General features: G+C 45.5%; 24 protein-coding genes. 2 read left to right on the forward strand and 22 right to left on the reverse strand.

Annotation, left to right across the window (positions count from 1 at the left end; translation table 11 throughout):
• The first annotated feature begins 7 nt into the window (after positions 1-7).
• Positions 8-739, forward strand: coding sequence for a hypothetical protein (locus QUF61_RS13025; protein WP_103922326.1), 732 nt, complete (start codon positions 8-10; stop codon positions 737-739).
• Between the two features lie 2 nt (positions 740-741).
• Positions 742-3174, forward strand: a complete 2433-nt coding sequence (locus QUF61_RS13030; protein WP_289682061.1) for a CHAT domain-containing protein — start codon at positions 742-744, stop codon at positions 3172-3174.
• Positions 3175-3184: 10 nt separating this feature from the next.
• Here QUF61_RS13030 and QUF61_RS13035 read toward each other — a convergent pair whose 3' ends face one another.
• From QUF61_RS13035 to QUF61_RS18240, 22 genes are all read right to left on the reverse strand, one after another.
• Entirely contained in the window at positions 3185-3394 is a 210-nt protein-coding gene (locus tag QUF61_RS13035) for a DUF2788 domain-containing protein (protein ID WP_289682063.1), read from the reverse strand.
• Between the two features lie 14 nt (positions 3395-3408).
• Positions 3409-4860, reverse strand: coding sequence for a decarboxylating NADP(+)-dependent phosphogluconate dehydrogenase (gene gnd / locus QUF61_RS13040; protein ID WP_289682064.1), 1452 nt, complete (start codon positions 4858-4860; stop codon positions 3409-3411).
• Between the two features lie 11 nt (positions 4861-4871).
• The gene (locus tag QUF61_RS13045) at positions 4872-5408 is read right to left on the reverse strand and encodes a hypothetical protein (protein WP_103922322.1); all 537 of its coding nucleotides are present in this window, start codon (positions 5406-5408) and stop codon (positions 4872-4874) included.
• A gap of 78 nt (positions 5409-5486) precedes the next feature.
• Positions 5487-5756 (reverse strand): oxidative damage protection protein, encoded by a 270-nt coding sequence (locus QUF61_RS13050; RefSeq protein WP_103922321.1) that lies wholly within the window; start codon positions 5754-5756, stop codon positions 5487-5489.
• Between the two features lie 12 nt (positions 5757-5768).
• A complete protein-coding gene (gene mutY, locus QUF61_RS13055; RefSeq protein WP_289682065.1) occupies positions 5769-6887 on the reverse strand; it encodes an A/G-specific adenine glycosylase in 1119 nt (372 codons plus the stop codon).
• Positions 6884-7591: an SPOR domain-containing protein gene (locus QUF61_RS13060; RefSeq protein ID WP_289682066.1), complete on the reverse strand. Its 708-nt coding sequence runs from the start codon at positions 7589-7591 to the stop codon at positions 6884-6886. Before QUF61_RS13060 ends, mutY begins: the two co-directional genes overlap by 4 nt.
• A gap of 249 nt (positions 7592-7840) precedes the next feature.
• The gene (locus QUF61_RS13065) at positions 7841-9169 is read right to left on the reverse strand and encodes a DEAD/DEAH box helicase (protein WP_103922318.1); all 1329 of its coding nucleotides are present in this window, start codon (positions 9167-9169) and stop codon (positions 7841-7843) included.
• A gap of 79 nt (positions 9170-9248) precedes the next feature.
• Positions 9249-9896, reverse strand: a complete 648-nt coding sequence (locus QUF61_RS13070) for a uracil-DNA glycosylase (protein WP_289682068.1) — start codon at positions 9894-9896, stop codon at positions 9249-9251.
• 173 nt (positions 9897-10069) lie between these two features.
• On the reverse strand, positions 10070-10726 hold the full coding sequence (locus tag QUF61_RS13075) for a thiopurine S-methyltransferase (RefSeq protein ID WP_289682069.1): 657 nt from the start codon (positions 10724-10726) through the stop codon (positions 10070-10072).
• A gap of 18 nt (positions 10727-10744) precedes the next feature.
• Complete coding sequence (locus QUF61_RS13080; RefSeq protein ID WP_103922315.1) at positions 10745-11365, reverse strand: hypothetical protein; 621 nt, start codon at positions 11363-11365, stop codon at positions 10745-10747.
• A gap of 6 nt (positions 11366-11371) precedes the next feature.
• Entirely contained in the window at positions 11372-12352 is a 981-nt protein-coding gene (locus QUF61_RS13085) for a DNA-methyltransferase (protein WP_103922314.1), read from the reverse strand.
• Positions 12352-12735: a MerR family transcriptional regulator gene (locus tag QUF61_RS13090; protein WP_103922313.1), complete on the reverse strand. Its 384-nt coding sequence runs from the start codon at positions 12733-12735 to the stop codon at positions 12352-12354. The genes QUF61_RS13085 and QUF61_RS13090 overlap by 1 nt, the downstream gene beginning before the upstream one ends.
• Positions 12713-13051 (reverse strand): integration host factor subunit alpha, encoded by a 339-nt coding sequence (locus QUF61_RS13095; RefSeq protein WP_286019583.1) that lies wholly within the window; start codon positions 13049-13051, stop codon positions 12713-12715. The genes QUF61_RS13090 and QUF61_RS13095 overlap by 23 nt, the downstream gene beginning before the upstream one ends.
• Positions 13029-15404, reverse strand: coding sequence for a phenylalanine--tRNA ligase subunit beta (gene pheT, locus QUF61_RS13100; RefSeq protein ID WP_289682070.1), 2376 nt, complete (start codon positions 15402-15404; stop codon positions 13029-13031). Before pheT ends, QUF61_RS13095 begins: the two co-directional genes overlap by 23 nt.
• A gap of 13 nt (positions 15405-15417) precedes the next feature.
• Positions 15418-16458 (reverse strand): phenylalanine--tRNA ligase subunit alpha, encoded by a 1041-nt coding sequence (gene pheS / locus QUF61_RS13105; RefSeq protein WP_289682072.1) that lies wholly within the window; start codon positions 16456-16458, stop codon positions 15418-15420.
• A 127-nt stretch (positions 16459-16585) separates the two neighbouring features.
• Positions 16586-17020 (reverse strand): hypothetical protein, encoded by a 435-nt coding sequence (locus QUF61_RS13110; RefSeq protein WP_289682073.1) that lies wholly within the window; start codon positions 17018-17020, stop codon positions 16586-16588.
• Positions 17021-17042: 22 nt separating this feature from the next.
• Positions 17043-18095, reverse strand: a complete 1053-nt coding sequence (locus tag QUF61_RS13115; protein ID WP_289682075.1) for an aldo/keto reductase — start codon at positions 18093-18095, stop codon at positions 17043-17045.
• A 97-nt stretch (positions 18096-18192) separates the two neighbouring features.
• Positions 18193-18528, reverse strand: a complete 336-nt coding sequence (locus tag QUF61_RS13120) for a type II toxin-antitoxin system HicB family antitoxin (RefSeq protein WP_289682076.1) — start codon at positions 18526-18528, stop codon at positions 18193-18195.
• Positions 18525-18779, reverse strand: coding sequence for a type II toxin-antitoxin system HicA family toxin (locus QUF61_RS13125; protein WP_289682077.1), 255 nt, complete (start codon positions 18777-18779; stop codon positions 18525-18527). Before QUF61_RS13125 ends, QUF61_RS13120 begins: the two co-directional genes overlap by 4 nt.
• A 386-nt stretch (positions 18780-19165) precedes the next feature.
• The gene (locus QUF61_RS13130; protein ID WP_289682078.1) at positions 19166-19294 is read right to left on the reverse strand and encodes a hypothetical protein; all 129 of its coding nucleotides are present in this window, start codon (positions 19292-19294) and stop codon (positions 19166-19168) included.
• Positions 19295-19432: 138 nt separating this feature from the next.
• Positions 19433-19651 carry a hypothetical protein gene (locus QUF61_RS13135; RefSeq protein WP_289682079.1) on the reverse strand — a complete coding sequence of 73 codons (219 nt, stop codon included), beginning with the start codon at positions 19649-19651 and terminating at the stop codon, positions 19433-19435.
• Complete coding sequence (locus QUF61_RS18240) at positions 19638-19847, reverse strand: DUF2442 domain-containing protein (protein ID WP_407080060.1); 210 nt, start codon at positions 19845-19847, stop codon at positions 19638-19640. The genes QUF61_RS13135 and QUF61_RS18240 overlap by 14 nt, the downstream gene beginning before the upstream one ends.
• Positions 19848-20059: the final 212 nt, after the last annotated feature.

Genomic DNA, 20059 nt, shown 5'->3' on the forward strand with positions numbered 1-20059 from the left:
TATTAAAATGAATCACTTTAGTTTCCAGTATTTAATTTTGATTGTTTTACGGGTATTACGCAAAAGCGCCTTTATTTTATTTGGATTTAGTCTCGGTCTAAGCCCTGTGTATGCAGCGGTTGAATATGAAGTTGTACTTAGCACTTCAGAAAATTATAGGATAAAACAAAAGCTTGACGAGCATCAGGATATTCATTTAAGACATGGGGAAAAACTGCGTCTCAAAAAACTGGGTGTTGCTGAATATTGTACGCTTAAAGGCATCTATCAAGGCAAAGCCACCTGTCCGACTTTGGCATCACACTTGAAAACCTGGGTGCCAAGCCAGCGCAGCACCGCGCAAGGCCCTACAGAATTATGGGCGATCAATATGGAGCAAGATGGTGATGTCTGCGTGCGTAATACTGAAAAAGTATTGTTATGGCGCAGGGATGATAGCCAGGCACAGCGACTTTCAATCCGCCCTAAAAGTTCATTAACAACAGCGACACCGGCTCCTTTAGTGTGGCGATATGGACAACAACGTTTATATTGGCAAGCCCAATATCTGCCCATTCAGGATAAACAAAGTTATTTATTGCAAATGGATAGCAAACGTTATGTGGCAGTTACCCTGCATGTTTTACCTGAAGATTTGAAAAGTGGCAGTGATATTGTCTCCTGGATGGTAAAACAAGGCTGTAAAAGCCAAATTGATTTGTTGTTTAGCAGCAAAGAGCCGTTAAAGTGGCTGGAGTGATTTTGCTTATTTTGAGAAAATTGTTATCTGACATCACTTATATTGTTGGCTTGCTTGCGCTGGTCTGTAGCATTTTGGTGCAGGCGGATGAGCTGGAAACCCTGCAACAGCAGGGTGAATATCAAAAACTGGTGTCTTTGTTACAACAAGCCGTTAAGAAAACTGGCGCGGCTGAACATCATTTAAGCCTTGCGCAAACCTATCATGCCCTGGGTCATTACCAGCGCGCAATTCAGCAACTGGAGGCATTAAAACCCGAAGGCTTAAATGCAGTTGAACAAACCCGCTATTGGCTTGTTTATAACAAGATAGCAATGAGTCAGGCGCGGCTTCAGTTTGATGTATTATTTGATGTTAATGCCAAAGCACTCGCTGCGGCGAGCCTGTTGAAAAACCATAAGGTGAGAAATCATAAGGCGCAGCATCATCAATGGCTTGCCAAAGTCTGGAATCAACACGGGCATATCCAAAGCATTGCCTTAAATTATCCAGAGGCGCTGCTTGCCTACGATAAAGCGCTTGAGATTGTGCCTGCAATAGATTTACTGCACGCTAAAATCCAGCTCAATCGCTTGGTCGTTTTGCTGGAACAACAACCATCAGTTAGCCCTGTCGAATTAAACACTGTCTGGCAACAAACCTGGAGCAGTTTGGAAAAACAAGCAAGCAGCTATACCCAGGTTTTAGCCCTGATTCGTCTGGCTCAACAGGGAGAACGTTTGCCAAAACCTGAGCATCATAGGCTTCTAACAGTTTGGAAGCAGGCTTATCAACAAGCCCTGGAATTAAATAACAATAATGCAAAAGCCTATGCTGCTGGTGGTTTTGGTGGCTATCTGGCAGCACGGGGAGATTTGGATAATGCCTTAAAACTCACCCGCCAGGCCTTGTTTTACGCACAATACCAGCCGGAAAATGCGCGTATTTATCGTTGGTATCATCAACTGGGGCGCTTAAGTGCTAAACAGCAAAACTCATCAGAGGCTATCAGTGCTTACCAGGCAGCAATTAAAATCCTGGAAAAACATTGGCGCAATGAATCTTACCAGGGTTATCGTGATCATTACCAACGCTTTGAGCAAAATGTTCAGCCCGTATATGCTGAATTTTTCCAATTGCTGGCAAATCAAATTCAAAGCCAGAAACAGCAGGATCAGGCGCTGTTACAAACGCTATTACAAGTGATTGAAGCCTTTAATCAGGTGGAACTGGAAAACTATTTTAAAAGTCCTTGTAAACTCAATGCAGATAATAGAGGTAGTGCTTGTAGCAGATTAAGTGCTCCGCTACCTGCAAAACAAGCGGTGTTATACCCGCTGTTATTAGAAAAGGAATTATTATTACTACTGAAAATTGGTGATCGCCTGACACTGCGCAGCATCCCGGTGAGTGCAGGGCAATTAAGCTATCAAGTCACTGATTTTGTCAGTCAGTTGCGTCGCCCCCCCGCTTATACCAGGGGATTAACAAAAAAAAATAAAAATGGCGGTGTTGAATCCTGTCAGGTTTTAACCAGTCGTTCACGTTATTTATCCATGCAAACATCGGCTGCTGATGACCAGAAAGCGTATCTAAAATCTGCGCAAATTCTGTATCAATGGTTGATAAGCCCCATAGAATCTGCCTTGCAAACTGCGCAAATCGATACCCTGATGGTTATCCCCAATAAAATACTTTATACCTTGCCATTTGCCGCGCTGCACGATGGGGAAAAGTATCTCATCCAAAACCTGAGTCTCGCCATTGCGCCGGGGCAATGCTTGATTCTCAGCCCAAATCCAAATCTTCAGCAGGAGCAACAGGCAATATTACTGGCGGGTTTAAGTGAATCAGTACAGGCATACCCAGCCTTGCCTTGCGTACAACACGAACTTAGTAAGATACAAAATTTATATCAAAATCAGTCGGTTGATTTATTGTTCAATCAATCATTTGTCCTGCCACTGATGAAAACAAACCTCAGTCAGCGCACTTATCGTAACCTGCATATTGCTTCGCACGGAGAGTTTAATGGGGATGTCGAGCAAAGTTTCATTCTGACCTATGATCAAAAAATTAATTTTAATACTTTGGAAAGCCTGCTGCGTTTACAAACAAACTCAGCAGCACTGGATTTGCTCGTTCTTAGCGCCTGTGAAACTGCCGCAGGTAATGATAAAGCAGCTTTAGGGCTTGCAGGAATTGCCATTAAAGCCGGGGTGAGCAGTGTTTTAGCCAGCTTATGGCGTATTGACGATCAACTGACATCTGTATTGGTTGCTAACTTTTATCAGCAATGGCAGCAGGCTTTACAGGAAAACAGTTTTGCAGCCGGTAATCTGGGAAAAGCCCATGCCCTGAGCAGCGCTCAGCGCTTATTATTGGAAGATGAATCTTATATCGCTTACCGACACCCTTATTACTGGGCTGCATTTTTGTTGATTGGTAATCCCTGATTCTGAAAATCTATAGATCCATCATTTCAGTAATCACCAGCTTAAAAATAAACCCGGCCATGCCCAGGCCCAGTACCAGAAATAGGGCGATATAACCATATTTCCCGGCATTGGACTGCTTGGCGAGATCATAAATAATAAAGAACATATAAAACATCAGGCCGCCAAGCCCTAAGGTCAGTGACCAGCTTTCAAATTCTGCTAAGGTCATGTTAAGCATCTTTATTTCTTCTCTTAAACCTGATAAGTGCTGGAGGCGGCATTACCGCCGCGCCCAGTCCAGTCGGTATGAAAAAACTCACCACGCGCCCGGTCTATGCGTTCATATTGATGCGCGCCAAAATAATCGCGCTGTGCCTGTAATAAACTGGCAGGCAGGCGTTCACTGCGATAGCCGTCAAAAAAAGCCAGCGCGGCGTTGAAGGCCGGGGTTGGAATACCACGCTCTATTCCAAAAATCACTGCTTTGCGCCAGTTGTTTTCCGTTTTTTGAATAGCCTGTGCAAAAAAATCATCCAATAACAGGTTTTCCAGTTGTGGTTTTTTTTCAAATGCCTGTTTGATTTCACCCAGAAACTGACTGCGAATAATACAGCCACCACGCCACATCAAAGCAATATTGCCATATTCCAGCGACCAGCCGTATTCCTTGGCGGCTTCGCGCATTAACATAAAACCCTGTGCGTAAGAAATGATTTTGGAGGCATACAAGGCATCATGAATTTGCTGGATAATGGTTTCTTGTTCTATGCTGATGGTGTCATTAACGCTCTTTTGAAAAATACTGGCAGCGCGTTGGCGCTCGGCTTTGCGGGCGGACAGGCAACGGGCAAATACTGCTTCTGTCACCAACGTCAACGGAATGCCGGTATCCAGTGCGCTGATACCGGTCCATTTGCCAGTGCCTTTTTGTCCTGCGCTATCGAGAATTTTATCCACCAGCAACGAGCCATCTTCAGCTTTGGTGGCAAGAATCTCTGCGGTGATTTCAATCAGGTAAGAATCCAGCACGCCTTGATTCCATTGCTTGAAAATATCAGCAACCGTATCATCATCCAGTTTTAAGCCTTCACGCAGCAACTGCCAGGCTTCGGCAATCAATTGCATATCACCGTATTCGATGCCGTTATGCACCATTTTGACATAATGCCCGGAGCCGCCATTGCCCACCCATTGGCAGCAGGCTTGCCCCTCGGCTTTAGCAGCAATTGCTTGTAAAATTGGTTTCACCGCAGGCCAGGCGCTGGTTTCGCCACCGGGCATAATGGAAGGGCCGTTACGCGCCCCTGCTTCACCACCGGAAACGCCGCTACCGATATAACGAATGCCCTGCGCTTTTAATTCGGTAACGCGGCGGTTGGTATCAATATAACGTGAATTGCCGCCATCAATAATGATGTCACCCGGTGTCAGGTGAGACAGCAATTGTTGTATAAAGTGATCCACGACCTCCCCGGCTTTGACCATTAACATCACGATTCTGGGGGATTTGAGTTGCCCAACCAATTCCTCAATCGAATAAGTGGCCTGGATTTGAGTATCTTTTGCAGCGCCATTGATAAAATCTTTGGTTTTCTGGTGGGTGCGGTTATAAACGGCAACCTGAAAACCGTGATCATTCATATTCAGCACCAGATTCTGCCCCATAACGGCAAGACCGATTAAACCAATGTCTGCTTGTGCCATGCTTATATCCCTTATGGGCAGTTAGAAAACGCGGTGGTTAAGGTTTTTGCGTAGTTATTCTGTTCTGTACCGTCACTGAGGCGGACATGGGAAACCGGGGTGAGCGATACCAAGCCTTTGCTGATACCGGATTTCGGGGTGATTTGCAGCGCCACCCATTCACAGCCACCGGTACGACTGGCATTGCCCAGGCGCGAGCAGCCCTGTTGCACGATACGCCTTGCATAATGACTGCAACCATTACCGCCCCAATGAATCCGATCCTGGTTAAACACCTGACCATTACCGGAAATGCCATCCTGATTATTATCCAGCGGTTGCCGGGTATCTTTGTTAAAACCCGCGATAGGCACGTAATCAAAATATTGCTGCATTTCGGTGATGTCCAACTGGGTATAACAGACATCCAGAAACGGCTCTTCCGGTTTTGGCCCTATAGCCCAGAACAATAAGCGCGGGCCGCAGCCTTCATAATCAATTTTAGGTGCAGAACAACTGGTGATGGCAAGCAAGCTGATTGAGAGGGATAATAAAAGCAGAGGGCGCATAATGATTACCTGTTAGAAATGTTGCAAGGCAACATTTCTAAATTAAAAAGTTAATAAAACATTTGAGTAACAAATGTTTTATGCTGGCGGCGTAAAGCCCTCAGGCGCGGCAGCACCTTCGCCAAACAGAAATTTTTCCATTTCCCCTTCAATCATTTTGCGCGCTTTTGGATCAACGGGTGATAAACGGTATTCATTAATCAGCATGGTCTGATGGCGCACCCACTGCTGCCAAGCTTCATTAGAAATATTTTCGTAAATTTTTTTACCCAGATCGCCGGGGTAAGGGGGAAATTTCAGACCTTCTGCTTCTTTGCCAAGTTTGGCACACTGTACCATGCGACTCATGGAGTTCTCCTGTTATTTCAATTGCTGAATTAATTTTGCCACCGGGGCGGCTAAACCAAAATGTGCTTCCTGCTGAGGATGATACCAGAGACTGTTGCCTTGTGTGACAAGTAAGTCGGTAATTTTCTGGCTTTCTGTTGCATCCAGCAGAATATGCACAGGCTCAATATTGAGCCGAAAATGGGTAAAACAATGCTGGCGCACGGGCCAATAGTGTTTTTTATCCGGTTTATTGATTGTTATCCCTAAATGTTGCGCGCACCAATGTTCCGCTGTCTGCTCTGCCGGACACTCCGGGAAGCTCCACAAGCCGCCCCAAATACCCTGTTGCTCACGTTGCGATAAGAGAATATCGCCACTTCCCAGGGTTTGCAACATCAACATGCGGGTTTGACGCTCAGGCAGCGGTTTTCGGGGTTTAGGTGCGGGACAATTTTTAATAATATCTTGCGCTAATGCCTGACAGCCTGTTGCCAATGGGCATAAATCACAATGTGGACGGCTGCGGCTACACACGGTTGCCCCCATATCCATCATCGCCTGGGTATAAGCTGCGACTTGCTGCATGGGGGTATGTTTATCGGCAAGTTCCCACAGTTGCTTGGTCACGGCACTCTGTCCCGACCATTGCGAGATAGCATAATAACGGCATAATACACGTTTGACGTTGCCATCAAGAATACTTTGCTGCTGCTCGAAAGCCAGGGCCAGAATAGCCCCCGCAGTTGAGCGCCCGATACCCGGCAGGGCGCACAGAGCCTCCAGGTTTTGTGGCAACTGCCCCTCATGCTGCTCACAAAGCACTTGCGCGGCACGATGCAGGTTGCGCGCGCGGGCATAATAGCCTAAGCCGCTCCAATGCTGTAAAACACTGTCTAATGGTGCGTTGGCTAAGCTATTAACATCAGGAAACTGCTGCATAAAACGCCGGAAATACGGAATAACCGTATCCACCTGGGTTTGTTGCAGCATGATTTCTGAAATCCAGATTGAATAAGCACTGGTTTTTTGTTGCCAGGGTAAATCCTTGCGCCCATTAACGGCAAACCAGTTTAAGACAGCCTGACTAAAGTTATCGGTATTACTCACTGATGTTACCGCACTCTGCTTGTTTTTATGCCAGCGACTCATTGCTGGCGCACAATCGCCTGATAACCCTGTTGTTTAAGTTGTCGCTGCGCCTGATTAGCCTGAGTGCGTGAGCTATAAGCGCCAATCTGTACCCGATACCAGGTTTTTCCACTCACCTGCGCCTGTGCAATGGCAGCAGCATAGCCCTGAGTTTGCAGCTCATTTTGCAATTCATTTGCTGCGCGGCGGTCACGAAAAGAGGCTACTTGCAGGATAAATTGCCCTGTAGCTGGCGTGACACCTGCCACGGGAAAATCTTCCGGGCGCATGGGTGTCTGTATTGGTGGTGTAACAGGTAGTGCCAAAGTGCTGGCAGGGGCAACTGGCGCAACCATAGCCGCTGCCTGTGCCTGCGCGAGTTCTACTTCCGGGCTGGGTCGCGTCGTGGGTTTTGGCGTACTTTTGGGCAGCATATCGTAAAACTCAAAATGTGGTGCTGCTGGTTTTTCAGATGCTTCCGCTGTTTTTTGTTCACTTATTTTTTCTGCACTTTTATTTATTTTCGGTTCCGCCTGAATCGGTAAAGCCGGTGGTGGTGCTTGTACCAGTGGTTGTGGTGGCGGTACTGGCGCGCTAGGTAGCCAACCCTTAAGATAGATTAAGAAAGCGAGGAATAAACCGATCAAAATGCCGGTTAATAACCATAACCAGGAGGCTGGGCAAGCCGTAGTTAAAGGGTCTTTGGTTCTTCTGCGTGATTTCATGATAGTGTCCTGAAATGTTTTTGTTGTTTGAAAAGTATAGGTTCACTCGCATAAAGTCTAGTGCAAAAACAGTAAATTTTGACGTGAGGTGAAAAATTTGGTTTTAAAGATAGGGGAGGGAAGACTTTCATCTCCCCTCCCGCCGAACCGTGCATACGGCTCTCCAGTTGAGGATTTCTTCATCAGGATTGACACGCCGTTGCATGGGCTTCAGTTATGGTGAAAGACCCATGCACAGTGAAGTAAGCGCTAGCGAACTCTGTTACGACCTCTGCCCTGCCCCCCAGCTTGACTTCCGCGCCCCCGATTTCCTGATTTATTACCTGCTGGCTTATGGCCTTGGGCACTCTCTCCAGAGCGTTGTCCATCCCGGTGTCCCGACCTTGGTTTCTTTGGCTTTTTGGTGTGTACAGGACGTTGTGCCAAACGCGACTCTGGCAGCTCATGAACTGGCTCAAAACCATCAATCAATTTACGGGGTAATAACTGTTTAATCAGACGCTCAATATCCGTAAGCTGTTTAAATTCATCTGCGCTGACCAGAGAAATAGCTTCACCTTTAGCCCCCGCCCGACCGGTGCGTCCAATGCGATGCACATAATCTTCCGGCACATTAGGCAAATCAAAATTGACCACATGAGGCAACTGATCAATATCCAACCCTCTGGCGGCAATATCGGTTGCTACCAGAATCCGCACTGCCCCTTTCTTAAAATCAGCCAGCGCTTTGGTGCGCGCGCCCTGACTTTTGTTACCATGAATTGCAGCTGCTTTAATACCGGCATTTTCCAACTGACGGGTCAGACGATTAGCGCCATGTTTGGTGCGGCTGAAAACCAGCACCTGTTCCCACTGGTTATCATGAATCAATTGCGTGAGCAAAGCAGATTTTTGTTTTTTATCAACCGGACAAATCCAATGGGTGACTGTTTTCACTGCGGTATTACGCGGTGTGACTGAAATCTCCACCGGATTATGCACCAAGCCTTTAGCCAGCTTACGAATATCATCAGAAAAAGTCGCGGAAAACATTAAGGTCTGGCGCTGTTTGGGTAAAACCGCGAGAATTTTACGAATATCATGAATAAAACCCATGTCCAGCATACGGTCTGCTTCATCCAGTACCAGAACCTCCAAATGCTTGAACCTTACGGCATTCTGGTTGTAGAGATCCAGTAGTCGTCCCGGCGTTGCCACCAATATATCAACCCCCTTGCGCAAGCGCATCATCTGCGGGTTGATTTTCACCCCACCAAAAACCACCGTAGAGCGTAACGGCAAATGTTGACCATAGGTCAGTACGCTCTCACCAATTTGTGCGGCTAATTCACGGGTTGGCGTTAATATCAGCGTGCGTGCCTGATTGGGATGCGCCCGTTCCCCTTGTGATAAACGTTCTAAAATAGGCAGGGTAAAACCTGCGGTCTTACCGGTACCGGTCTGTGCTGCGGCCATCACATCTTTGCCTTGCAATACGGCGGGAATCGCCTGGGCCTGAATTGGTGATGGCGTTTCATAACCCTGCTCGGCAACAGCGCTAAGGATAGGGGCGGATAGCCCCAGGGAGGAAAAACTCATAAAATTGTCTCTTGTAGGAATTGTTTAAATCTGGTGTTACGCAAAAGCTTCTTTTTCGCAGGTTTTGAAAATCAGCTATTTAAGTAATTTTAAGCAGTGTGTGAGCGTGTTCAAAAACCTGCCGGAACATGTCCGGGGTCAAACGTCGGGTTTGGGTGTTATAACGACTGCAATGATAAGCATTGAGCAAACGCAGGCCGTTATCTAATTCGTGTAGGGTGTTATGTGCAAACTTACGGCTGCTCAACGGCTGATTACAGGCGCGTAATACCGCTTGATGGGCAATGCCACCCAAGGCCAACACCAGATGATTATCGGGTTTGGCGGATAATAGTTGATTCAGTTCAGCTTGCAGGTAATGATTACAGGTTTTAATTTCTGCCGTAGTGGGTTTGTTTTCCGGCGGCAGGCATTTAACCGCGTTGCTAATGCGGCAATGGTAAAGTTCCAGCCCATCATCGGCATTTTCTCCTGTTGCCTGATTACTAAAACCGGCATCAAACAGGGTTTGGTAGAGCAAAATCCCGGCATAGTCCCCGGTAAAAGGCCGTCCACTGGCATTGGCTCCGTGCTTTCCCGGTGCCAGTCCGACAATTAATAAGCTGGGGTCTTCCACACCAAAAGGCAATACCGGCTGGTTGTGATAGCCTGGAAATTCCTGGCGCAACACTGCCAGATGTTCAGCCAGACGGGGACAGTCGGTGCATTGTAAGAGTGTTTTACGCATTAATTGAATTTCCAGCAGATGGTTTACGGTTTACGGTTTACGGTTTACGGTTTACGGTTTACGGTTTACGGTTTACGGTTTACGGTTTACGGTTTACGGTTTACGGTTTACGGTTTACGGTTTAGTAAAAAAAAGAAGCCGATAAGTGTCAAGCAATAATGTGTAACTATCATTTACAAACGTGTTAAACGATAAATAACTTCATCCATTTGCGCTAAACCACGCTGCTGAAAACGCGGATTATCGGCTAAAATATCCACCCGATCCAGACATTCAACCGAAAAATTCTGTGCATATAATTGTTTGATTTCGCTTTCCGTCACAGAAAATGGTGGGCCATCCATCTGTGTTTGCGGGTATTCCATGCTGATTAATAAAATCGGTGTATCCGGTGGCAACAGTTGCGCCATCTTTTCTGCGTATTGCTGACGCATCGCCGGGGGCAGTGCTACCAGTGAAGCCCGATCATAAACCGCATTAAAACCCTGCAAGTCATCGGTTTCCAGAGCAAAAAAATCCCCCTGCAACAAGCATAACTGATCCTGCTGCCAGCACTGGAAAGCCCCTTGGCTTTGTATCGTGGGGGTTAAGCCATTTTCCGAAAAAAAATCTTCAATGGCTGTTTCACTGGTTTCAATACCAATAACTTCCAGTCCCTGCTCTAACAGCCATAGCATATCCAGGGTTTTACCACATAAAGGCACAAACACCTGGCTTTGTACGGGCAAGTCCAGTTGATGCCAGTATTTTTGCAAATAAACATTTATATCCGCCTGATGAAAGCCGATTTTCCCAGCTTCCCAGCGTTGATGCCAGAATTCAAGTTTCATATGCTGTCTTGTTATTGCCTAAGTTTTCGTTAAAATGCCCATTAATATTGAAAATACCTTTTCAATATCGGCAGGGATGGTATAGCTGTTAATGTCTTTGCTAATCTGCTTTTCTTGTCTTTTCAGAATACCAAATTTCCATACATCACCAATACTGATCGCGCCATATAATACATTACTGGTATTATCATCCTCATACTTATCCAAGGCGATTAATTCAGCGGATAATTGATTAAAACCTTTATCCAAATCCCCTTTTTTGGCTTCAATGACAATGATTTCCTGTTTTAACTGGATTAAATAATCCAAAGAACCACTTAATCTGTCATCGACTTCAAGCGCGTATTCAACATTAATTTTAGAGGCTGTATTTTTAGCAATCTCCACTAAAATAGGCGCAATCAGAAATTCCCGCTTGGCAATTTCTGAATTAATAATAATTTTTGGCAGAATGGTGTATAAGGTTTGTTGAAGCTTGTTGATTTCATCAATACTGTAATCATTTGATCTTGGAAGATGAATGACTTCGTAAGAAAAAGCATAACCCAGTTCCGCAACAATCTCTTCTGTGGGACTGTTTAGCTCAAAGTAGTCACTGAAGGTATATTTTTTACCGGCTTTAAAAATAGATTTTTTCATATCCAATTACCGGGATTTAATTTGTGCAGCTTGCGTATTACGTTCCCAAAAACAGCCATCCACATAACCTTGTATGCTTTGCACTTGCTCAGCCATTGCCAAACGCTTTTCTGTCAGACAGCAATAATCCTGATCGATTTCAATGCCAAAATATTGGCGTTTTAATTTTTTAGCAACCACGGCGCTGGTACCACTACCAAGAAAAGGATCAAACACCACATCGCCAGGATTTGATGAAGCCAGAACCAATTTGGCAATCAGTTTTTCCGGTTTCTGGGTAGGGTGGTCGGTATTTTCTGGCATAGACCAAAAAGGGATGGAAATATCAGTCCATAAATTAGAAGGGTGGGTGATTCTAAACTTCCCTTCATCAGTTTCTTGCCAGTCTTTGGGTTTACCTTGTTTATCGGTATAAGGCGCAATCACTTTACGCCTCATTTTTACCGCATCAACATTAAACGTATAATCATTGGATACGGTACAAAACCAGATATCTTCAGCACAATTTTTCCAGTTGGTTTTTGCGCCCCGGCCTTTTTCCCGCTCCCAGGTGATACGGTTTCGGATATGAAAATATTGCTGAGCCACGCGATGTATGGCGCTGGAAGATTGCCAGTCACCACAGATATACAATGAAGCAGTTTTCTTTAAGGTTGGTAACAAGGCTTTAATCCAGGAATCCAGCCATATTTCATAGTCATCCAGGTTTTTTTTAGTAAACTGGCGACCATTAAACGCCTTATTCATATTATAAGGCGGATCAACAATCAGTAAATCAACGCAGTGCGCAGGAAGCAAAGGCAAGGCATCGTGCAAGTCCTGATGAATTACCTTACCAAAAACCTGCTCAGGTTCTGCTTTTGCGCTTAACGACAGCAGATGCCGAGAAAAAGACTTTTTATCGGCTTCAGTTAAAACTGTCGTGCGATTTCTGGGTGCTTTTTTTGTTGCGCTTTTTTTTCTCTGGGTGCTTGTTTTACTCAACATCAGAATGATGGTTTAACCGCTATCGGCTCATTGAGTAGGGCTAATAAGTCTTCCAGTTCCGTGCGCAACTGCCGAATCATGGCAACATCCGCGCAAGGCGTTTCTTCCTGTTTCTGCTCATCGGTCAGTTGCTGTCTGGCACCGCCAATGGTAAAACCATTTTCATACAGCAAACTGCGAATCTGACGAATCAGCAACACATCATGGCGCTGATAATAACGGCGGTTGCCCCGCCGTTTAATGGGTTTTAATTGTGGGAACTCCTGTTCCCAGTAGCGCAACACATGGGGCTTAACGGCGCATAACTCGCCGACCTCTCCAATAGTGAAATAGCGCTTGGTGGGAATTTCCGGGAGTTCGTTATGAGTCGTTATTTCCAGCATATTCTTCTACCCGTGCTCTGAGTTTTTGACCTGGACGAAAAGTCACAACCCGGCGTGCTGTAATAGGGATTTCTTCCCCGGTTTTTGGGTTTCTACCGGGGCGCTCACTTTTATTACGTAGATCAAAATTTCCAAAACCCGATAATTTGACCTGATCACCTTTTTCCAGTGCCTGACGGACTTCTTCAAAAAATTGATCCACCATTTCTTTGGCTTCACGTTTGTTTAAGCCCAATTCTGCAAATAATCGTTCTGCCATTGCAGCTTTTGTTAATGCCATTTTTTTTACCTTATTAGAAACGCAAACTTGCGTCAAAATCCTGTTGTAAATGCTGTAAAACCTGCTCAATCACGGGTTCAACTTCAGCTTCCGTTAGATTGCGCGAAGATGCTCTAAAGGTCAAGCCCAAAGCAAGACTTTTTTTCTGTGAATCAATGCCTTCGCCCTGATAAATGTCAAATAACTCTAACTTACTGAGTAATTCTCCGGCATTTTGCTTGATGCAGTTGATAATATCCGCTGCGACCTGATCTTTATCCACCAGCAGCGCAAGGTCACGGCGAATCGAAGGAAACTTGGACAAAGCCTGGAATACCGGTAGTTTATTTGCCAGTAAAGGCTCCAGTGCCAGTTCAAATACATACACCGGCACGTCAATATCCAGTTGTTTGGCTAATTGCGGATGTAAAGCACCGATTTCACCTAAGCTTTCGCCTTCAAACATCAGCTTTGCAGCTTGTCCCGGATGCAGCGCGGGATGGGTACTGGGTACAAATTCTGCCGTGATACCCGCCGTGTGCAGCAGGTTTTCCACATCCCCTTTCAGATCAAAAAAATCGACCGCTTGGGAAGGTGCGCCCCATTGTTCCGGCCAGACCGATCCGCTGATAACAGCAGCCAGCATAGGTTGTTGCTGTAATTTCTGCTCATTATCATAAATAAAACGCAGGCCGGTTTCAAACAAGCGTACATCCGCCTGCTGGCGTTTTTGATTGCGCAAAAAGGCCTGTATCAATCCCGGCCATAAGCTGGTACGCATCACCGATAAATCACTGGCTAAGGGATTTGCCAATGCGATGGGGGAATGCTGCGGGGTAAACTGTGCCTGCAATTTGGGATCAATGAAGCTGTAGGTAATCGCTTCCTGATAACCGCGTTGCACCAGCACTTGTTGCAGTTGCTGTAAATTCAGATTGCTCGGCGGCGGCTCTATTTCCGCATGGATGTTAATCATCTCGCTGGGCAGTTGGTTATAGCCATAAATACGCGCAATTTCTTCAATTAAATCGGCTTCCAGGCGAATATCAAAGCGGAAACTGGTTGGCGTAACCTGCCATTGTTGTCCATTTTCTTCTGCTACCACCGCAAGCCCTAAACGGGTTAAAGCCTGTTCAATATCTTCTGCGGAAATCTCTGCGCCTAATACCCGTTTGATGCGACTGGCGCGTAAGCTAATCGGCTTTAATTCAGGTAATGCCTCTGCCTGTGTTGCCTCAATTAAAGGCCCGGCTTCACCGCCAACAATTTTTAATAACAGCGCCGTTGCGCGTTCAATCGCAGTTGCCTGTAACTCAGGGTCCACGCCACGCTCAAAACGGTGCGAGGAATCGGTATGCAAGCCATAAGCGCGCGCGCAACCCGCCAGTTGTTCCGGGGTGAAAAATGCGCTTTCCAGGAAAATATCCGTGGTCTCATCAGCAACGCCACTGCCTTCACCGCCCATGACCCCAGCCAGGGCCAGCACTTTGTTATTATCAGCAATCACCAGCGTGTCTGCATTGAGCTTCAATTCCTGACCATCTAATAAGGTCAGTTTTTCATTGGCGTTTGCGTTTCTAACCTGAATGCCGCCGCTGAGTTTTGCCAAATCAAAGGCGTGCATGGGTTGGCCCAGCTCCAACATCACGTAATTGGTGACATCCACGACCGGACTGAGACTGCGCAGCCCACTGCGCCGCAAGCGTTCCTGCATCCATAACGGCGTAACTGCTTGCGCCTGAATGCCGGAAATCACCCGCCCCACATAATGCGGACACGCCTGCGGCTGCTGAATATCCAAAGGAAAAGTTTTATCTGTGGTCGCCGGTATTGGCATAATATCCGGGATATTCAAACCACAACGGTTTAAGGCATCGACTTCCCGCGCAATACCCAACAGACTCAGACAATCGCTGCGATTGGGGGTTAAATCCACTTCAATCGCCACATCATCCAGTTGCAGATATTCCCGGATATCCTGTCCAATAGGCGCATCTGCTGGCAGTGCTAATAAACCGGAAGACTGTTCTTCCAGCCCCAACTCGCTGGCAGAACACAACATGCCAAACGATTCCACACCGCGCAGTTTCGCTTGTTTAATGTTAAAGCCGGGTAACTGCGCGCCAACAACCGCAGTCGGAGCGCGCATACCCACATGTACATTTGCCGCGCCACAGACAATTTGCAAGGCTTCATCAGCATTGACATTAACCTTGCAGATTTGCAGTTTTTTAGCATCAGGATGGGGATTAATCTCCAGCACTTCGCCCACTAAAATCTGGCTAAAATCACTGGCAACAGGTTCTACCCCGTCCACTTCCAAACCTGCCATGGTCAACTGCTCGACCAGTGCTGCGGTATCAATTGCTGGATTAACCCAGGTGCGCAGCCATTGTTCACTAAATTTCATCACAAACCCCGGATTAAAATTGTTTTAAAAAGCGTAAATCATTTTCAAAAAACAGGCGTAAATCATCCACCTGATAGCGCAGCATTGCCAGACGCTCCACGCCCATGCCAAAGGCAAAGCCTGTATACTTTTCGTTGTCAATACCCACTGAATCAAAGACTTTAGGATGCACCATGCCGCAGCCTAACACTTCCAACCAACCTGATTGCTTACAAACCTTGCAGCCTTTACCGCTGCACATCACACATTGAATATCTACTTCAGCAGAAGGTTCGGTAAACGGAAAATAAGAAGGCCGGAAACGCACGGCTAAATCTTCGCGTTCAAAAAACACATGCAGAAAATCGTTAATAATACCTTTTAACTGGGCAAAACTGATGGCTTCATCCACCAGCAAACCTTCCACCTGATGAAACATCGGGGTGTGGGTTAAATCAGAATCACAGCGATACACCCGACCCGGCGCAATAATACGCAACGGTGGTGGATCGGTTTCCATAATCCGCACCTGCACCGGTGAAGTATGGGTGCGCAGCAGGGTATGCGCATCAAAATAAAAAGTATCGTGCATCGCCCGCGCCGGATGCGTTTCCGAGATATTCAGCGCCTCAAAATTATGAAAATCATCCTCAATTTCAGGGCCTTCCGCGATACTGAAACCCATACGGGAAAACAAGGTTTCGATGCGCTGCAAAGTCTGGGTGACGGGATGTAAACCACCCGCAGATGCGCCGCGCCCCGGCAGCGTAATATCAACTTTTTCAGCCACTAATTTTGCTTGCAGTGCAGCGGCTTCCAAAACCTGCTGACGCGCATTAATATCGCTTTGCAGATCTTGTTTGGCACGGTTAATTTCTGCACCAACGGTTTTACGCTGTTCATGCGGCAACTTGCCCAGTTGTTTAAGCTGTGCGGTGATTTTGCCTTTTTTGCCCAGCAGTTCAACGCGCAAATCATTTAAGCGCGCAAGCTCGGTGCAAGCTGCAATCTCTGATTTTGCAGTGGCAATTAAATTATCAAGAGAGTCTGGGGAAGAATCGGGGGATGTATCCATTTGGTTTGGCTCAAGTGAGGTCATAAAATATAGGGTTGTTGTAACCTGAATTTGACATAAGATTTTCGTGCTTAAAATACCCAAATCTGGCACATACAGTTAAAAACTCAGGTTAATTATACCGCAATCAATCAACTTTAAACATGGCGTGGCAATTCATGCACTGCTGCATTAACTTACCGGAAAATGCCGCCAGCATATCCATATCATCGGTTTCAGCGTATATGGCTAATTCTTCAAATAGCATGTGTGTAGGGCCGCCAAGCGCTTTAAACGCAGGCGGTAGTTTTTGTTTGATTGACTCAGGGGTTGCGCGCGCCATTTTGTTACCGGAAGCGCGTGCCGAGTTCATGATTTTTTGCCGATCATCCTCACCCATACCGATGAGAATCCCCTGTATGCTCGCCAACATTTGCTGCATTTCAGTCAGAAATGCAACTTTTTCAGTGGCATTTAAGCCAAGGCTGATACGCTTGTCAGGGTTGTTATCCTCTGCTGCAAATGCTGATACACTGGAAATCAGGTATATCACCGTCAAAAATTTGTAGATTATTTGTTTCATAATTCCTCTGCCAAAGCTAAATTTAAAATGGAACGGGATATTGACGCATCACAGAATCAATATCACTTAATAGTTCTTCTGATAAAGACTTATCAAAAGCGCTTATATTTTCCTCTAATTGTACAAGGCTGGTCGCGCCAATAATGCTAGAAGCAACGCCATCCACTTGATTGCACCAGGCCAAGGCTAATTGTGCCATTGACAAATCATGTTTTTGCGCAATTTCCATATACGCGCTGACGGCTTGATTAACCGTTGTATTGTCACGAAACAAACCATTGCGCTGTGCCTTGTTCCAACGGCTGCCTTCAGGACGTGCGCCATTTAAGTATTTACCGCTTAACACGCCACCCGCCAAAGGTGACCAGGGCAAATAGCTGACATTCGCATGTACGCAATTTTCTATCAGATAGGGCCAATCTTTAGTATGTAATAAATTAAACTCATTTTGTATGGACACGATACGCGGGAGTTGATGCTGCTCGCTTAAGCGAATAAACTCATTAATGCCCCAGGTCGTGTCATCCGACAAACCACAATAGCGTATTTTCCCAGCTTTCACGCAACTATCCAAAGCTTGCAGAATTTCCAGCATTTGTGCTGAATGCTGCTTGGCATCAACCTCTGTAAACTTAAGCATACCCGGCCAATGTTTGGAAAAGTGCGGGGAAGTCCGGTTAGGCCAATGCAGTTGATACAAATCAATATAATCGGTTTGCAGGCGCGCCAGTGAAGCATCAACAGATTGGATAATGGCTTCACCCGTAATATCCCCACCATTGCGTACCCACGGCAGACCGTTACCCGCAATCTTTGAAGTTAAAATAAGCTCTGAACGACGTTGTTTGTTATTGGCTAACCAATGACCAATGATTTTTTCCGTTTTGCCATAGGTTTCAGGAGACGGTGGCGCAGCATACATTTCTGCCGTATCAATAAAGTTAATGCCTGCGGCTAAGGCATATTCAATTTGCTGATTGGCATCATCCTGATTATTCTGGGTTCCCCAGGTCATGCTGCCAAGACAGATGTTGGAAACCTTTAAATTGCTTTGTCCGAGTGTTATATATTTCATCGTTATTTTTTTATTTTTACAGTAGGGCGGATAAGCATCGCGTCATCCGCCATTGTCCATACCTTTGAATCAGTGATTTTTTGTATAAAAAAATACATTAAATATGAGCAGCTTGATCCAATGTATCAACAACCCATTGATTCAGGCTTTTTCCCTCAGCAGTCGCAGCACTGGCTATATCAGCATGAAGACTGGAAGGAACACGTACATTAAACTTTCCAGAATATTCTTTTCTGGGTTCAACGCCTTCTTCCTGACACATTTCCAGAAATACCTTCAGAGAAATTTCTCCTTCTTTTTTCAGCCCCTCAATATTGCTGGCATAAAAATCTGCGCTGCCATTGAGGCCAACAAACTCACCCCGAAACATCTCAATTTCAGGATCGTATTGAATCGCTGCACGAAAGTCATTAATTTCCATCATATTCATCATGGTGTCACCTCATTTGCTCTCAACCATTCTCTGATCGCCGCTACAGCACCTTTATCTGTATTAGGTGAGGGATGTGGTCGATGAAATACCCGACGATCACCAAACAAACGCACACCAATACGGGAGCCTTCCCGTTCAGTAATTTCAGCACCCAACTCAATAAACAATACCTCAATATCACGCCACTTGATATTACCACTCACTGGGCGGGAAAAAATGAGTTCAAGAGTCTTTTGATGTTTGCGTTTCATAATTAAATAGTACCAATATACAGTACTATTTTAAAGGTTAAAATACGGTAGGACGGATAAGCATCACGTCACCCATTATTTTCCATACGGTGCCTGGGGCTATCGCTTATGCACCTTACGAGTTTTTTTGAAATGCAGTGAAGAATGGCGAGGGTTCTGGCGTAATAACTCATAACCCTTATCCGCACATCTTTGAATATCTTCCGGCAGATGCCTGTAGCAATACCAGAAGTCCGGGTTGGTATAATGAATCAAAGCGATTTTGTCCAACTGGCAGCATGATCAGCCAGTGCTTTTTCAGCTAAGGCTTTGAGCTTTCCAGTGGGCAAAATTCCGTGATAATTAAACGCCAACATCAAAATTCATTGGACGGAATTTTGCCCACCCTACCTGACTAAGGCATATTCAATTTGCTGATTGGCATCGTCCTGATTATTTTGGGTGCCCCAGGTCATGCTGCCAAGACAGATGTTGGAAACCTTTAAATCGCTTTGTCCGAGTGTTATATATTTCATTGTTCTTTTCTTTGTTTTTCATCAGGGTAGGGCGGATAAGTATCGCGTCATCCACCATTTTCCATGCGGTGCATGGGAAGCAGAGCTTCCAAGATAGGCATTCTCAAGTAGAACTTGGGAACGAGGAAACAAAATACATTACAAATGCTCACGTTCAACATCTTGCTCCTGCTGAGAGCGAATATCTTCAATATCAGGAAAATCTTCCCAGGTTCCAACCATATCGATAATCGACTGTGGCCACTCATGCACAAGCTTTTCCTGAGTCAACTTTGCTGCCCACTGAGTTTTTGATAAAAGTACAGTTTTTTCTGGTATTAGTTTTTTCATTTTCACAATATTTCTATTGTGCAGCATTTTTCTTTGAATCCAGATACAAGGTGTCTGGGCATATATCCTGTTCATGAGGCCAAACCACTGTACCATCCCATGCTTTTGCCTTGTTAAAGTAATTTTTATTTTTCAATTCCTTGAATACGCCAAATTCCAGCAGGTGGGAACAGTCATACAGACCTTCTTCACCATTGTTAAATTGTATTTTTAACTCAGGGATTCATCCTCATCACCTTAAAAGGCTTGATATTGTATGGCTGTTATTCAACACGGTAGTCAGCTATAGAAAAGACAATACTTTTAGGGGGTGCTGATTTTTTTCGATGTAAAATTGTATTTTATACCGTATGAAGTAGCCAAAAATAGCTACTGAATGCTCAAATTTATAACTTGAAATGGCATGTTTTTAATATTAAGCACTAAAATTCATGT

This window comes from Candidatus Venteria ishoeyi (genome assembly GCF_030378065.1).
In the GTDB taxonomy this organism is placed as follows: domain Bacteria; phylum Pseudomonadota; class Gammaproteobacteria; order Beggiatoales; family Beggiatoaceae; genus Venteria; species Venteria ishoeyi.

Coding starts and splice junctions, on each gene's coding strand:
- QUF61_RS13025 (WP_103922326.1), top strand. CDS start 8: ATGAATCACTTTAGTTTCCAGTATTTAATTTTGATTGTTTTACGGGTA.
- QUF61_RS13035 (WP_289682063.1), bottom strand. CDS start 3,394: ATGCTTAACATGACCTTAGCAGAATTTGAAAGCTGGTCACTGACCTTA.
- gnd (WP_289682064.1), bottom strand. CDS start 4,860: ATGGCACAAGCAGACATTGGTTTAATCGGTCTTGCCGTTATGGGGCAG.
- QUF61_RS13045 (WP_103922322.1), bottom strand. CDS start 5,408: ATGCGCCCTCTGCTTTTATTATCCCTCTCAATCAGCTTGCTTGCCATC.
- QUF61_RS13050 (WP_103922321.1), bottom strand. CDS start 5,756: ATGAGTCGCATGGTACAGTGTGCCAAACTTGGCAAAGAAGCAGAAGGT.
- mutY (WP_289682065.1), bottom strand. CDS start 6,887: ATGAGTCGCTGGCATAAAAACAAGCAGAGTGCGGTAACATCAGTGAGT.
- QUF61_RS13060 (WP_289682066.1), bottom strand. CDS start 7,591: ATGAAATCACGCAGAAGAACCAAAGACCCTTTAACTACGGCTTGCCCA.
- QUF61_RS13065 (WP_103922318.1), bottom strand. CDS start 9,169: ATGAGTTTTTCCTCCCTGGGGCTATCCGCCCCTATCCTTAGCGCTGTT.
- QUF61_RS13070 (WP_289682068.1), bottom strand. CDS start 9,896: ATGCGTAAAACACTCTTACAATGCACCGACTGTCCCCGTCTGGCTGAA.
- QUF61_RS13075 (WP_289682069.1), bottom strand. CDS start 10,726: ATGAAACTTGAATTCTGGCATCAACGCTGGGAAGCTGGGAAAATCGGC.
- QUF61_RS13080 (WP_103922315.1), bottom strand. CDS start 11,365: ATGAAAAAATCTATTTTTAAAGCCGGTAAAAAATATACCTTCAGTGAC.
- QUF61_RS13085 (WP_103922314.1), bottom strand. CDS start 12,352: ATGTTGAGTAAAACAAGCACCCAGAGAAAAAAAAGCGCAACAAAAAAA.
- QUF61_RS13090 (WP_103922313.1), bottom strand. CDS start 12,735: ATGCTGGAAATAACGACTCATAACGAACTCCCGGAAATTCCCACCAAG.
- pheT (WP_289682070.1), bottom strand. CDS start 15,404: ATGAAATTTAGTGAACAATGGCTGCGCACCTGGGTTAATCCAGCAATT.
- pheS (WP_289682072.1), bottom strand. CDS start 16,458: ATGGATACATCCCCCGATTCTTCCCCAGACTCTCTTGATAATTTAATT.
- QUF61_RS13110 (WP_289682073.1), bottom strand. CDS start 17,020: ATGAAACAAATAATCTACAAATTTTTGACGGTGATATACCTGATTTCC.
- QUF61_RS13115 (WP_289682075.1), bottom strand. CDS start 18,095: ATGAAATATATAACACTCGGACAAAGCAATTTAAAGGTTTCCAACATC.
- QUF61_RS13120 (WP_289682076.1), bottom strand. CDS start 18,528: ATGATGAATATGATGGAAATTAATGACTTTCGTGCAGCGATTCAATAC.
- QUF61_RS13125 (WP_289682077.1), bottom strand. CDS start 18,779: ATGAAACGCAAACATCAAAAGACTCTTGAACTCATTTTTTCCCGCCCA.
- QUF61_RS13130 (WP_289682078.1), bottom strand. CDS start 19,294: ATGAAATATATAACACTCGGACAAAGCGATTTAAAGGTTTCCAACATC.
- QUF61_RS13135 (WP_289682079.1), bottom strand. CDS start 19,651: ATGCTGCACAATAGAAATATTGTGAAAATGAAAAAACTAATACCAGAA.